Annotated in this window: 10 protein-coding genes and 1 pseudogene; 2 read left to right on the plus strand and 9 right to left on the minus strand. The window is 69.3% G+C overall.

The features are described from left to right. From smc to HOQ08_RS11200, 3 genes are all read right to left on the minus strand, one after another. A partial coding sequence (smc, locus tag HOQ08_RS11190) for a chromosome segregation protein SMC (RefSeq protein WP_291194612.1) occupies positions 1–2,125 on the minus strand: 2,125 nt, incomplete at its 3' end. A gap of 136 nt (positions 2,126–2,261) precedes the next feature. Beyond that, the gene (locus HOQ08_RS11195) at positions 2,262–2,507 is read right to left on the minus strand and encodes a BolA family protein (protein WP_291194700.1); all 246 of its coding nucleotides are present in this window, start codon (positions 2,505–2,507) and stop codon (positions 2,262–2,264) included. A gap of 8 nt (positions 2,508–2,515) precedes the next feature. Further along, complete coding sequence (locus HOQ08_RS11200; RefSeq protein ID WP_291194615.1) at positions 2,516–2,815, minus strand: YciI family protein; 300 nt, start codon at positions 2,813–2,815, stop codon at positions 2,516–2,518. Between the two features lie 125 nt (positions 2,816–2,940). Between HOQ08_RS11200 and HOQ08_RS11205 the strand changes: the two genes are divergently transcribed. Both HOQ08_RS11205 and HOQ08_RS11210 read left to right on the plus strand, forming a co-directional pair. Next, positions 2,941–4,452: a DUF1800 domain-containing protein gene (locus HOQ08_RS11205; RefSeq protein ID WP_291194618.1), complete on the plus strand. Its 1,512-nt coding sequence runs from the start codon at positions 2,941–2,943 to the stop codon at positions 4,450–4,452. Between the two features lie 14 nt (positions 4,453–4,466). Then, positions 4,467–5,663: pseudogene (locus tag HOQ08_RS11210) on the plus strand (DUF1501 domain-containing protein). A 112-nt stretch (positions 5,664–5,775) separates the two neighbouring features. Here HOQ08_RS11210 and lysS read toward each other — a convergent pair. From lysS to HOQ08_RS11240, 6 genes are all read right to left on the minus strand, one after another. After that, positions 5,776–7,296, minus strand: coding sequence for a lysine--tRNA ligase (lysS, locus tag HOQ08_RS11215; RefSeq protein WP_291194621.1), 1,521 nt, complete (start codon positions 7,294–7,296; stop codon positions 5,776–5,778). 78 nt (positions 7,297–7,374) lie between these two features. Further along, positions 7,375–7,704 carry a hypothetical protein gene (locus tag HOQ08_RS11220; protein ID WP_291194624.1) on the minus strand — a complete coding sequence of 110 codons (330 nt, stop codon included), beginning with the start codon at positions 7,702–7,704 and terminating at the stop codon, positions 7,375–7,377. A 26-nt stretch (positions 7,705–7,730) separates the two neighbouring features. Continuing rightward, positions 7,731–8,856, minus strand: a protein-coding gene (gene prfB, locus HOQ08_RS11225) for a peptide chain release factor 2 (RefSeq protein WP_291194625.1) whose coding sequence is annotated in 2 segments (ribosomal slippage) — positions 7,731–8,780 and positions 8,782–8,856 — 1,125 coding nt in all. Because the reading frame shifts where the segments join, the coding sequence is not laid out codon by codon here. A 120-nt stretch (positions 8,857–8,976) separates the two neighbouring features. Beyond that, positions 8,977–10,212, minus strand: a complete 1,236-nt coding sequence (locus HOQ08_RS11230) for a hypothetical protein (RefSeq protein WP_291194628.1) — start codon at positions 10,210–10,212, stop codon at positions 8,977–8,979. After that, complete coding sequence (locus tag HOQ08_RS11235) at positions 10,209–12,530, minus strand: EAL domain-containing protein (RefSeq protein ID WP_291194631.1); 2,322 nt, start codon at positions 12,528–12,530, stop codon at positions 10,209–10,211. The genes HOQ08_RS11230 and HOQ08_RS11235 overlap by 4 nt, the downstream gene beginning before the upstream one ends. A 4-nt stretch (positions 12,531–12,534) precedes the next feature. Beyond that, positions 12,535–13,176, minus strand: a complete 642-nt coding sequence (locus tag HOQ08_RS11240) for a carboxypeptidase regulatory-like domain-containing protein (RefSeq protein ID WP_291194634.1) — start codon at positions 13,174–13,176, stop codon at positions 12,535–12,537. Between the last annotated feature and the right edge of the window lie 52 nt (positions 13,177–13,228).

Here is a 13,228-nt window from a genome sequence, read left to right on the forward strand (position 1 = left end):
ACTGGCGGCGGTGCGCGTGGTAGAGCTCGCGTTGTGCGTCGTCGCGGGCGCGCTCGGCCTCGAATTTGGCGGTGCGCAGTTCGTCCAGGCGGGCCGCCGATTCCTCAAGCTGGGCTTCCAGCGTTTCGATCTGTTCGGTCAGCAGGCGGATGTCGCGCTCGCGCGCCAGCACGCCGACCTGGTTGCCCTGGGCGCGGCGGATGCGCGCCCACTGCGGGGCCAGCCATTCGCCGCCGCGGGTGATGATGGACTGGCCTTCGGCGAGCGCGCCGACGCGGTTGCGTGCCTCGTCCAGCGTCTCGGCGGTGCGGACGTGCGCAAGCAGCTGCAGGGCCGCGGCGGGCCCGCGCACCTTGGCGGCGAGGGTGCCCTCGGCCCCCTGCCCGCCTTCGGACGCGGCCAGCAGCGCGAGGTCGGCTTCGCCCAGCGTGCCGAAGTCGCCGGCAAGGCCCAGCGGGTTGTCGACCAGCACGCCATCGAGCAGGCCGGCCAGCACGGTTTCCACGGCCGATTCCCAACCGGCGTCGACCTGCAGCGATTCGCCCAGGCGGCGGGCCTTGTCCAGGCCCAGGCTGGCCAGCCAGCCGCTGGCGGCGCTTTCCTCCTGGCCCAGCGCGGCGTGCTGCAGGGCTTCGAGCGAGGACAGCCGGCCACGCGCGCTCTGCAACTGCTGGCGTGCTTCGTTGAGCGAGGACTGCACCTGGCGCTCCTCGTCGAGCACCTTCTCGTGGGCGAGCTTGTGCTGATCCAGCAGGCCGCCGAGCGACTCGACCCGTTCGCGCTGGGTGTCGTGCTCGACGTGCAGTTGCTCGGCCGCGGCGTCCAGCGCAGCGACGTCGGTGGCCTTTTGCTCGGTCTCCAGCGCTTCGCGGCGCTTGGACAGGTCGATCGCCTGGCGGTCGAGGTAGTTGAGCTTGGTGCGCTCCACTTCCGCGGCGCGGCTGGATTCGCCGGCGGTGCGGGTATGGACGTCCCAGCGCTGCTGCCAGTCGGCCAGCCTGGATTCGGTGCTGCGCGCGGCCTCGGCGGTGTCGTCCTGCATCTGCTGCAGGGCTTCGAGCCTGGGTTCGCCCTCGGCCAGCGCCATGCGTAATGTGTCGATCTGCTCGCGATCGTTGCCGATGTGCGCGGACAGCTCGCCGTGCTCGCGCTCGGCGTCGGCCTGGGCGCGCTGCAGGCGGTCGGCCGTCTCGCGGTTGAAGCGCACCTGCTGCTCGACGCGGGCGATCTCGGCGCCGACCTTGTAGACCTCGGCCTGCACCTCGTTGAGGTGCTCGGTGGCGCCGGTGTGGCGCTCGCGCACGGACTCGAGCTGCGCCTCGATCTGGCGCTGGCCGGCCAGTTGCTTCTCGATCTCGATCTCGGCGGCGGACAGGCCCTGGCCCTCGCCTTCGTGCTGGCCCTTGAGCGCGCGGTATTCCAGTGCGCGCAGCTCGGCTTCCTTGCGGGTCTGCTCTTCCTTGAGCGCCTTCCAGCGCTCGGCGGCGCGGGCCTGGCGGTTGAGGTGCTCGAGCTGCTTGTCGACCTCGTCGCGCACGTCCTTGACGCGGTCGAGGTTCTCGCGGGTGGCCTTGATGCGGCTCTCGGTTTCCTTGCGGCGCTCCTTGTACTTGGAGATGCCGGCGGCCTCCTCCAGGTGCGTGCGCAGTTCTTCCGGGTGCGCCTCGATGATCTGGCTGATCATGCCCTGCTCGATGATCGAGTAGCTGCGCGGCCCCAGGCCGGTGCCTAGAAACAGGTCAGTGATGTCGCGCCGGCGGCAGCGCGCGCCGTTGAGGAAATAGGACGACTGCCCGTCGCGGGTGACCTGGCGCTTGACCGAGATCTCCGCGTACTGCGCATACTCGCCCTGGATGGTGCCGTCGGCATTGTCGAAGATCAGTTCGACGGTGGCCTGCCCCACCGGCTTGCGCGCATTGGAGCCGGAGAAGATCACGTCGGTCAGCGAGTCGCCGCGCAGGCGGCTGGCCGCACTCTCGCCCATCACCCAGCGGATGGCGTCGATGATGTTGGACTTGCCGCAGCCGTTGGGGCCGACCACGCCGGTCATGTTGGTCGGCAGGTGCAGCGTGGTCGGGTCGACGAAGGACTTGAATCCGGCGAGTTTGATCGTGGTCAGGCGCATGCAGGCTCAACAGAATCGGCGGGCCCGCAGTGGATCGGGCGATTAGTCACTGTGCCAAACGCCGGGCGTGGTCGCAATGCGAATGGAGCGTGACAAGAAGCTTGAGAAAAATTACGCAAACTATTGTAAATAAAAGTCAAGAAGCCTTGGCATCGATCGAAAGCGCGTGGATGCCATGGTCCATCAACCCCTCCAGCGCCGCGTACACCATGCGATGCCGCCTGATCGGCAGCACCCCGGCGAAAGCCGGGCTGACGATGCGCACGTGGAAGTGGCCCTTGCCTTCATTCGCATGGCCGGCATGCTTGTGGCCCTCGTCGAGCACATCCAGCTCGACCGGCGCCAGCGCGTCGGTCAGGCGCCGGCGGATCTGCTCGACCATCGCCTCGCTCACGGCAAGGTCTTGCGGAACGGCTTGATACTGACGTCCGCATAGACGCCGGCCGCCACGTAGGGGTCGGCGTCCGCCCAGCGCTGCGCGTCGGCCTGCGAGGGGAACTCGGCGACGATCAGGCTGCCGGTGAAGCCCGCCGGGCCCGGGTTTTCCGATTCGATCGCCGGGAACGGGCCGGCCAGCAACAGACGACCGGCGTCCTGCAAGGCGTTCAGTCGATCCAGATGCGCGCCGCGCGCAGCCAGGCGCTGCTCCAGCGAGTCGGGACGATCCTGGGCGGTAATGCAGAACCACATGGCGTGAAAACCCTCGACGGAAAACCGCCATGGTAACGGACAGGCAGGTGCCTTGCGGGCTTGCGTGTCATCCGGATGGCCATCGGCTGCGTTAATCCGGGCCAGTCCGCCTTCGAGATCCAGCCATGCGCCTGATCGCCCGTCGTGGTCGCCCCCGTCGCAGCATCGTGTGGCTCGCCGCCGCAATGGCTCTGGCTATCCCGCCGCTGCGGGCCGCGGATGCGCCGCTGCCGACCGACGCCATCGCCTGGCTGCAGCGCGACGGCTTCGGCGTGGACAGCGCCGCACTGGCCCAGTACCGGCGCCTGGGCCGCGAGGGCCTGCTCGACGCCCAACTCGACGACCGCCTAGGCGACACCCTGCCCCCGCAGGTGCAAGGTCAGATCGACGGCATGGACATCAGCCGCCTCACTCCCGACAAGCTGGCTGCCACACTGGGCGATGCGCGCCTCCGGCTGCGCACGCTGCCGGAGGCGGACAAGCGAGAGGCCCGCAAGGCCATGCGCCAGCAGGGCAACGCACTGGCCGAACAGGCGCGCGAGGAGGTGCTGCTGCGCGCCGTGTACGGCCCCAACCAGCTCAAGGAGCAGATGGTCTGGTTCTGGCTCAACCATTTCAGCGTGTTTGCCCGCAAGGGCGAGGTGAACTGGCTGGTAGCCGACTATGCCGAGCGCAGCATCCGCCCGCATGCCCTGGGCAAGTTCCGCGACCTGGTGATGGCCACGCTGGAAAGCCCGGCCATGCTCGTGTTCCTGGACAACGCCCAGAACGCCAGCGACAAGCTCAACGAGAACTACGCGCGCGAGCTGATGGAGCTGCACACGCTGGGCGTGGATGCCGGCTATACCCAGCAGGACGTGCAGCAACTGGCGCGCATCCTCACCGGCGTCGGCCTGGCGCCGATGCAGGACGGCCCGCGCGCACACCGGCGCCGCGGGCCCCTGCCGCTCGGCGACGGGCTGGCAGCCTTCATCCCGCGCCGGCACGACGACAGCGACAAGCAACTGCTCGGCCAGCGCATCCGCGGCGGCGGTTTCGACGAGGTGCGCCAGGCGGTCGATCTGATCGTGCGGCAGCCGGCCTGCGCGCGGTTCGTCTCGCGCCAGCTTGCCGAATACTTCGTGTCCGATACGCCGCCGCCGGCGCTCATCGAGCGCATGGCGCAAACCTTCGAGAGCAGCGACGGTGACATTGCTCGGGTGCTGCGCACGATGTTCACCTCGCCGGAGCTTCTCGACAGCCGTGGCGGCAAGTTCAAGGATCCGACGCAGTTCGTCGTGTCCGCGGTGCGCTTCGTGGCCGACGGCCGCCCCGTGGACGATGCCAGGCCCATCGCCCGCTGGCTTGACCAACTGGGCGAACCGCTGTTCGGGCGACCCACACCCGACGGCTGGCCGCTCGACGGCGCCGGCTGGTCCAGCGCCGGCCAGATGACCGAACGCTTCGCCGTCGCGCGCGCCATCGGCAGCGGCCGGGGACTGTGGGCGGACGGCGCGCCCGCACTCGACGGTCCGCTCTACCAGGCGGTGCTGGCGCCGCGCTTGTCCGCGCGCACGCGTGCGGCGCTTGCCCAGGCCGGTTCGCGGCAGGAGTGGAACGCCTTCCTGCTCGCCTCTCCCGAATTCAATTACCGCTGATGCGAGGACATCCCATGGACCGCCGCCAGTTCCTGCGCGTAAGCGCCGCCGCCCTCGCTGCACCCGCGCTCGGCTTTTCCGGGCGCCTGTTCGCCGCGCCGCCGGACACGCCACGCTTCCTGCTGGTGTTCCTGCGCGGCGGCTACGACTGCAACCACCTGCAGGTGCCCTATGCCAGCGAGTTCTAAGACGAGTCGCTCCCCAACCTGGCGATCGCGCGGCCCGACGGCTCGCGCCAGGATGCGTCCGTCGCCCTGGATGCCGGCTGGGCGCTCGGACCCGCAGTACGCGATGCGCTGCTTCCCTACTGGCAGAAGAAGCAGCTGGCTTTCGTCCCCTTCGCAGGCACCGCCGACCTCTCGCGCAGCCATTTCGAGACCCAGGACGACATCGAATCGGGCCAGGCGGGCGGCATGCACGGGCACGACCGTTCCGGCTTCCTCGCGCGGCTGTCCGGCCTGCTCACCCAGGCCCCTGCGATTGCATTCACCCGCGGGTTGCCTTTGAGTTTCCAGGGTGGCGGCCCGGTTCCGAACATCGTGCTGGGCGGCTCCGGACGGGCGCGCTTCGACGCACGCCAGGGAGCCATCTTCGCCGGCATGTACGACGATACCGCCCTCGCGCCCGCTGCCCACGAGGGCGTGACGCTGCAGCAGGAGGTCGCGCAGGACCGGCAGCAGGAGATGGCGGCCGCCAGCCGCGGCGCGCCGGGCGCCGGCAGCTTCGTGGCGCAAAGCCGGCGCATGGCCACGCTGATGCTCGACCGCTACCGGATCGGCTTCGTCGACGTCGGCGGCTGGGACACCCACGTCAACCAGGGCGCCGCCGAAGGCCGGCTGGCGACCAACCTCAAGAACCTGTCCGCCGGGCTGGCCGCCTTCGCCGATGCGCTGGGGCCGGAATGGAACAACACCCTGGTGGCGGTCGTTTCCGAATTCGGCCGCACCTTCCGCGAGAACGGCGACAAGGGCACCGACCACGGCCACGGCACGGTCTACTGGCTGATGGGTGGCCGCGTCGCGGGCGGCCGCATTGCCGGCGAGCAGGTTGCAGTGACCGCTGCGAACCTGCTGCAGAACCGCGACTACCCCGTGCTCAACAACTACCGCGACCTGCTCGGCGGCGTGTTCGGCCGCCTCTGGGGGCTGTCCGACGGGCAGGTGCAGCGCGTGTTTCCCGGTGCGCACCTCAATGACTTCGGCCTGGTGTGACCTTGCGCCGCATCGCCCTGAAGCCCTGGCGTCGCGGTTGTCGAACCGGGGCTGACCGTAGGGTGGGTGCTTCGCACGGGCCGCTTCGATCCGCCGGACGAGACGGAAAGCCTCAGGCTTCCGGGCGCATGTAGGGGAACAGCAGCACGTCGCGGATCGAGGCCGAGTCGGTCATCAACATTACCAGCCGGTCGATGCCGATGCCGAGGCCGCCGGTGGGCGGCAGGCCCACTTCCAGTGCACGGATGTAGTCGGCGTCGAAGTGCATGGCCTCGTCGTCGCCCGATTCCTTGGCCTCGACCTGCGCCCTGAAGCGTGCCGCCTGGTCTTCCGGGTCGTTGAGCTCGGAGAAGCCGTTGGCGATTTCCTTGCCGCCGACGAACAGCTCAAAACGGTCGGTGATGCCCGGGTCGGTGTCGCTCTCGCGCGCCAGCGGCGAGACTTCCACCGGATGGTCGGTGATGAAGGTCGGCTGGGTCAGCGTGTGCTCGACGGTCTTCTCGAAGATCTCCAGCAAGAGCTTGCCCCAGCCATAGCCGGGCTTGACCTGGATGCCCAGGCGACGGGCGTGCGTAGCCATCGCCTCGCGGTCGCGCAGCTGCTCGCGGCCGATTTCCGGATTGTGCTCGAGCACGGCGTCTTCCATGCGCCAGCGGCGGAAGGCCGGCCCCACATCGATCTGCGCGCCCTCCCAGGTGAGCTCCGTGGTACCCAGCACGTTCCGCGCCGCCTCGCGGATCACCGCCTCGGTGAGGTCCATGATCTCGTGGTAGGTGGCGTAGGCCTGGTAGAGCTCCAGCATCGTGAATTCGGGGTTGTGCCGGGTCGACACGCCCTCGTTGCGGAAGTTGCGGTTGATCTCGTAGACGCGGTCGAAGCCGCCGACCACCAGGCGCTTGAGGTAGAGCTCCGGCGCCACGCGCAGGTACAGGTCCAGGCCAAGCGCGTTGTGGTGGGTGACGAAGGGCTTGGCCGTGGCGCCGCCAGGGATGATGTGCATCATCGGCGTTTCCACTTCCATGAAGCGGCGCGGCTCGGCCTCCAGCCACTTGCGCATGAAGCCGATGATGCGCGAGCGCAGCGCGAAGGTGCGGCGCGCTTCCTCCGTCACGATCAGGTCCACGTAACGCTGGCGATAGCGCTGCTCGACGTCGGCCAGGCCGTGGAACTTGTCCGGCAGCGGGCGCAGGCTCTTGGTCAGCAGGCGCAGGCTGGCCACCTTCACTGACAGCTCGCCGGTCTTGGTGCGCATCAGCTGGCCCTCGGCACCGACGATGTCGCCGGCGTCCCAGCCCTTGAAGGCCTCGTAGGTCGCCTCACCCACCGTGCCCTGGTGGATGAACAGCTGGATGCGGCCGGTGAAGTCCTGCATCTGCACGAAGCTCACCTTGCCCTGCACGCGCTTGAGCACGATGCGGCCGGCGACCTTCACTTGGCGGGCGGCGGCCTCGATCACTTCGGCCGTGTGCGCGTCCCTGTCGGCGAATTCGGCCTGCAGGTCACCGGCGAAGGCGTCCACCTTGAAATCGTTCGGGAACGCGATGCCCTGCCCGCGCAGCGCCTTGAGTTTCTCGCGGCGTTCGGCGATCAGCTTGTTCTCGTCGACGGGCAGGCTATCGGTGGTTTCGCTCATGGAGGGTTCCGTGGCCGCCGGCGCGGCCGGTCGGTGAATGTCTCGTGGTGTCTTGTTGGATATGAGGGCAGGACGCGCTCAGTCGTCCTTGCCGAACACGTGCTTGACCGCGTGCTTGGTGGCGTCCCAGCCCTCGCGGGCGCCGTGGCCGACGGCAATGCCGGCCTTCTTCGCGCCGTGGCCGATGCCGGTGCCCGCTTCCTTCGCGCCGTGGCCGATCTTCTTGGCCACGTGCTTGGTCGCATGGCCGACGTCGCGGGCGCCATTGGCCACGCCATGGCCGACGGCCTTGGCGTCCTGCTTGATGGATTGGCCCGCGCTGCTGCCCTGCTGCGGCTGCGCGGCCGCACCGAAGGCGACCAGCGCGCCGCAGGCAAACAGGAAGGTAGCGATCTTCTTGCCGTTCATGCGTACCACCTCGTCAGTGATTGGAATCAGGCATCGATGCGCTTGGCGCCGGCATCCAGTCCGGATTTGAGGCTCGCCTCGATGAACTCGTCCAGGTCGCCGTCCAGCACCTTCTGCGTGTCGCTGCGTTCGACACCCGTGCGCAGGTCCTTGATGCGGCTCTGGTCGAGCACGTAGTTGCGGATCTGGCTGCCCCAGCCGATGTCGGACTTGGTCGCCTCCAGCGCGTCCTTCTCGGCGTTGCGCTTCTGCAGCTCCAGCTCGTACAGCTTGGCGGCCAGCATCTTCATGGCGCGATCGCGGTTGGCGTGCTGGCTGCGCTCGGTCTGGCAGGCCACCACCACGCCGCTGGGCACGTGCGTGATGCGCACGGCCGATTCGGTCTTGTTGACGTGCTGGCCGCCGGCGCCGGAGGAGCGGTAGACGTCGGTCTTGAGGTCCGCCGGGTTGATCTCGATGTCGATGTCGTCATCGACCTCGGGCGAGACGAACACCGAGGTGAAACTGGTGTGGCGGCGGTTGTCCGAATCGAACGGACTCTTGCGCACCAGGCGGTGTACGCCAATCTCGGTCTTCAGCCAGCCGTAGGCGTAGTCGCCCTCGACGCGGAAGGTGGCCGACTTGATGCCCGCCACTTCGCCGCCGGAGACTTCCATCAACTCGACCTTCCAGTCGCGCGATTCGGCCCAGCGCAGGTACATGCGCAGCAGCATCTCGGCCCAGTCCTGCGCCTCGGTGCCGCCGGCGCCGGCCTGGATGTCGACGAAGGCGTTGGCCGAGTCCATCTTGCCGGAGAACATGCGCTGGAACTCGAGCTTGGCCACGCGCGCTTCGAGCTTGGCCAGGTCATCGACAACTGCGCCGGCGGTGTCCTCGTCGCCATCGGCGATGGCCATGTCCAGCAGCTCACGCGCGTCGACAAGCCCGGCGGTGAGCTGGTCGATGCCGCTGACGATGGTGTCCAGGCGGGCGCGTTCGCGGCCCAGTTCCTGCGCGCGCGGCGGGTCGTCCCAGACGTTGGGGCTTTCCAGCTCGCGGCTTACTTCCTCCAGGCGCTCGCGCTTGGTGGCGTAGTCAAAGATACCCCCTAAGCGACTCGACGCGGTCCGTGAGGTCCGCGATCTGCGCAAGGATCGGATTGGTCTCGATCATGGAACGTATGGCCGTGGTGGTGGCGCCCGGGCGGGCGCTGGCGATGAACAGCGAAGGATAGCAAAGCGCCGCCGCGGCCGGATACGTGGATGGCGCTTGGGAATGCGGCAGTACCCGCCGTCAGTAGAACACCCGGGCGCTCAACTGCACCTGGGTGGTACGGCTGCGGGGCGACAGTCCGTAGTCGGCACGGACGGCGCGGATGCTGTCGATGCGCAGGGCCTCGAGGGTGAGCCGCAGCCATTCGCGCGGGCGCCAGTTGAGGGCAGCGGTGACCGCGTTGCCGTGTTCGCCCGCATACACGCCGGGTACCTCGGATGAATCGCGTGTGCTGAAGTGGTCCAGGCGAAGTGCCGGGCGCCAGGCGCCGCGGTTCCATCCGGCCAGCACGAAGGCCGCGCGGTAGCGGGTAGTGAACGCCAGGGCCGGGGCCGGCTCGACGACGGTGTGGCCATCCATCATCTGCACGATCCAGCCGATCGGGCCGGTATCGGCGCTGGCGCCCAGGCTCCAGAAGCGCGTGTGCCATGCATACAGGCGATCGCCGCCGGCATGGGGCACCCATGCGGCGGGATCGGCGTGGTTGTCGTAGTGCATCAGGCTCACCCGCCCCCAGCCGCGCGCGCGCCAGGCGAGCTGGACATAGTTGCCCCAGTGCCGGCCGATGCGGCGGAACGGGTCATAGAGCTGCGGCGGCTCCCCGCCCTCGTCGCGCACGTAGGCGTCGGGCTCGCGCAGGCGGCTGCCCAGGCCAAAGGTGCGGTCGCTGAGCGACCAGCCGCGGACCGCCAGCAGGTTGCCTGCCGGATCGTTGCGCTGGAACAGCGCGCCGCGCAGTTCCCAGGTGGCCGTTTCGCCACGTCGTTCGATGCGTGCCTCGGCACCCACGGCGCGCAGCTCCTCGCCGATCCAGCTGTTGATCGCCGAGGGCGTGAGCGTCCACGGACTGGTCCAGCCAATGGCGTCGTTCTCCAGCGAGACCGGCGGAAAGAACGCGCCCGCCTGCACCGATCCGCGCCAGCGTGTGGTCGACACCGGGCGCCAGCGCAGCCAGGCTTCCAGCACATCGATGCCTGCACGGTGGCCGCCCTGCAATTGCACACCCGCGAATGCGAGCACCGACGGCGTCAGCTGCGCGGTACCCACCAGGGCGGCGCCGCCAAAACGCAGGCTGGCACCTGTATCGCCGTAGCGGCTCTTGCCGAGGCCGCCGTCGATCCAGCTTCGTTCGTTCGGCGCCGTCACCAGCCGGGCGTCGAGGTAGCCGTGCAGGCTGGCATCCTGCGCCCGGCCCGACAGCGGCAGCGCCACCATGCAGGCCAGTACCAGGCGGCACAGGCGCATGCGGTGGTTCATGCGACACCGGCCCATGCAAACCCGGCCAGTTCCGTGGCCGGCAGCGGGCGGGCGATGAAGAAGCCCTGGGCATGGTCGCAGCCGATCGCGGCCAGTTGCTCCAGCGCACCGGCATCCTCCACGCCCTCGGCCGTGACCTGGTAGCCCAGCCGGTGGCCCAGCTCGACGATGGAGCGCACGATGGTCTGATCGCTGGTGTCGCGTGCCAGGTACCTGACGAAGGTCTGGTCGATCTTCAGCTCGCTCACCGGCAGATGACGCAGATAGGCGAATGCCGACTGACCGACGCCGAAGTCGTCCACGGCGATGCCTACGCCGAGGTCGGCCAGCCCCTTGAGCACGCGCAGGGCCTTCTCCGGCTCGCCGATCACGGCGCGCTCGGTGATTTCCACCGTGAGCTGCCCGGGCGGCAGGCCGTGGATCGCAAGCAGGCGCCCGATGCGCAGCGGCAACTCCACCTCCCCAAGGTCCCGGGCCGACAGGTTGACCGCCACTTTCAACGCCTGCCCGCTCGCGTGCCAACGGCTCGCCTGCGAGATGCCCGCTGCGAGCGCCCAGCGTGTGAGCCGCTGGATGTTGCCGGTGTCCTCGGCCATGCCGATGAAGTCCTGCGGAGGCACCGAGCCGCGGCGCGGATGGTGCCAGCGCACCAGCGCCTCGACGCCGTCCACGCGTCCGGTGGCGAGCGCCAGCTTGGGCTGGTAGTGCAGCACCAGCTGGTCGTGGTCGAGCGCCTCGCGCAGCTCGCCCATCAGCGACAGGCGTTCGGCGCGGTGCGGATCGGTCGCTACCTCGTAGAAGGCCAGCGGCCGGCTGGCGCCGCTGGCCGTAAACTGGGCCACCTCGGCATGCCGCAACAGCACTGAGGCCAGCGCGCCGTCCTCCGGATACATGGCGATGCCGATCGCGGGCAGGGTATCGATGCTGACGTCCGCCTCGACGTAGGGCGCGCCCAGCGCGTCGAGGATGCGCAGCGCCGACGCCATCGCCTCGGCGCGGTCGGCGCCGGCCAGCCAGGCGACGAACTGCGTATCGGTGGCGCGCGCCAGGCAGGCCCGTGCGGCGACCCGGCCCAGCCGCGCGCCGACTTCGCGCATCAGCCGGTCGTACAGCCCGTGTCCCATCGTCTTGATGATGTCGGGCACTCGCGTGAGGCCGACCATCAACAGGGCCCCATGCGCGGCGCCGGCCTCGCGGGCGCGGTCGATCGTGGTTTCGATGGCTACGCGGTTGGGCAGCCCGGTAACGTGATCGTGCAGTGCCTGCTGGCGGATGCGTTCCTCGCGCTGGCGCACCGCTTCGGCCATGGTGCCGAAGGCGGCCGCGAGCTGGCCGAGCTCGTCGCGCCGGTCCAGGCTGGGCGGCGTGTGGTAGTCGCCCGCCTCGATGCGCCGCGCCGCGCCAGCGAGCGATTCGACCGGGCGCGACACGCTGCGCGCGGCCAGCCACGCGCCGATCAGGCCCACGACGAGGCCCAGCGCGAGCAGCAGGCCCCAGGCGATCGCCACCGACCGGAACGGCCGCAGCGCGTCTTCCAGCGAATAGCCGAGCACGGCCACGACGGGCGCCGCACTGTGCGGCTGGCTCAGCGGCTGCGCAAGCACCAGATATTCGTGTCCGCGGATCATGCGCACGGCCGGCCTGGCCGGCAGGCCCTGCCCGGCCAGGCTGGCGACCAGCCCCGCATGCGTGGAGCTCTGGGCGACCGTGCGCCATGGCGAACCGGCCGGCCGTACTGCCAGTTCGATGTCGCCCGGCAACGCGGAAAGCTTGCCCAGATGGTCGAGCAGCGCATCGTCCAGCGGCACGTAGACCACCACCAGGCCGACCGGCTGCGGTGCGTAGATCGGCACGACCACTACCCAGTATGCCCTCGCCTGCAGCGTCACCACCGCCGCGGTGCGCCGATCGAACGCATGCCCGGCCAGGTCGGGGAAGGCGAAGCGTTGGCCGCTGGCGCGGACGTCCGCGGTGTCCACCTCCACCACGCCGTCGAGGCCGACCAGTTGCATGCGCGAAGCGCCCACCCGTCGCCCGTGGTTGCGCAGCACGGATAACACCGTGCCATGGTCGCGTTCGGCGATCGCCGAACGCAGTGCATAGTCGAGCGACAGCACCTCGACGTTGCCGGCCACGCGCGATGAAAGGTCGTCCATCTGCGCCACGAAGGCCTGCGCGTTGGTCGCCAACCGGCGCTCGCCCTCGCTGACCAGCGCGCGGCGCGTCACCCCGTAGACCAGCGCGGCGGTGAGCAGCTGCACCGCCACGAGCGTCGCGACGAAGAACAGCGCAAGGCGGAGGCGGAAGCCGACGCGCATGGATCTAGTAGTCCAGGTGTTCGCGATCGGCCAACTTGCGCGGATCGGGAATCAGCGACAGGGTGAAGTCCACGTGCGCGTCCATGCCCTCCGCCAGCGTTGCCACTTCATGGGGCTGCGCCTGGCCCGGCCGCAGCTGCGGATGCCACACCTGCACCGTGTAGCGTCCGGGCGGCAGGTGCTCGAACACCACCTGTCCCTGCGAAGGCGTCACCAGCGCCTGCCCGGAGGTGATCACCAGGTAGGCGATCATGTGGTCGTGGATGTTGCAGCCCAGCGCGACCAGGCCGGTCTTGTCCAGGGTCAACGGCGGCGAGCTCTCGCCCGGCCGCAGCAGGAACTCGAACGCCTTGGCTGCGGAGAACGAATAGACATGGTGGCGGGTGCCGTCGCTGTTGCGAAACACCACTCGGTCGCCCGGGTGGACGACCTGCACGTAGGGAATGAACGTCTCGTCGCGCTGGTCGACGTAGCGCGTCGCAGGCCGGGACGACGGCCCGGCCTGCGGCATCGCAGGCGTCAGGCTCACCACCGCGTCACCCACCGCATGCCCGCCCGAATCGTTGACCCGCACCACCAGTTGGCCCGCCCATAGCGGGCCCGTGCTGCCGGCCAGCAGCCATGCCATGACGAATCGCCAGCGCATGACGCGCACTCCCCTGGATTCCCCTGCGCTAGCCTAACCCAGGCATCCGCGC

Source organism: Frateuria sp. (genome assembly GCF_013362045.1).
Classification (GTDB): domain Bacteria; phylum Pseudomonadota; class Gammaproteobacteria; order Xanthomonadales; family Rhodanobacteraceae; genus Frateuria_A.

Bases quoted from the DNA above. Each gene is read 5' to 3' on its own strand.
- lysS (WP_291194621.1), bottom strand. From the start codon at position 7,296: ATGAGCGAAACCACCGATAGCCTGCCCGTCGACGAGAACAAGCTGATC.
- HOQ08_RS11230 (WP_291194628.1), bottom strand. From the start codon at position 10,212: ATGAACCACCGCATGCGCCTGTGCCGCCTGGTACTGGCCTGCATGGTG.
- HOQ08_RS11205 (WP_291194618.1), top strand. From the start codon at position 2,941: ATGCGCCTGATCGCCCGTCGTGGTCGCCCCCGTCGCAGCATCGTGTGG.
- HOQ08_RS11235 (WP_291194631.1), bottom strand. From the start codon at position 12,530: ATGCGCGTCGGCTTCCGCCTCCGCCTTGCGCTGTTCTTCGTCGCGACG.
- HOQ08_RS11200 (WP_291194615.1), bottom strand. From the start codon at position 2,815: ATGTGGTTCTGCATTACCGCCCAGGATCGTCCCGACTCGCTGGAGCAG.
- HOQ08_RS11195 (WP_291194700.1), bottom strand. From the start codon at position 2,507: ATGGTCGAGCAGATCCGCCGGCGCCTGACCGACGCGCTGGCGCCGGTC.
- HOQ08_RS11220 (WP_291194624.1), bottom strand. From the start codon at position 7,704: ATGAACGGCAAGAAGATCGCTACCTTCCTGTTTGCCTGCGGCGCGCTG.
- HOQ08_RS11240 (WP_291194634.1), bottom strand. From the start codon at position 13,176: ATGCGCTGGCGATTCGTCATGGCATGGCTGCTGGCCGGCAGCACGGGC.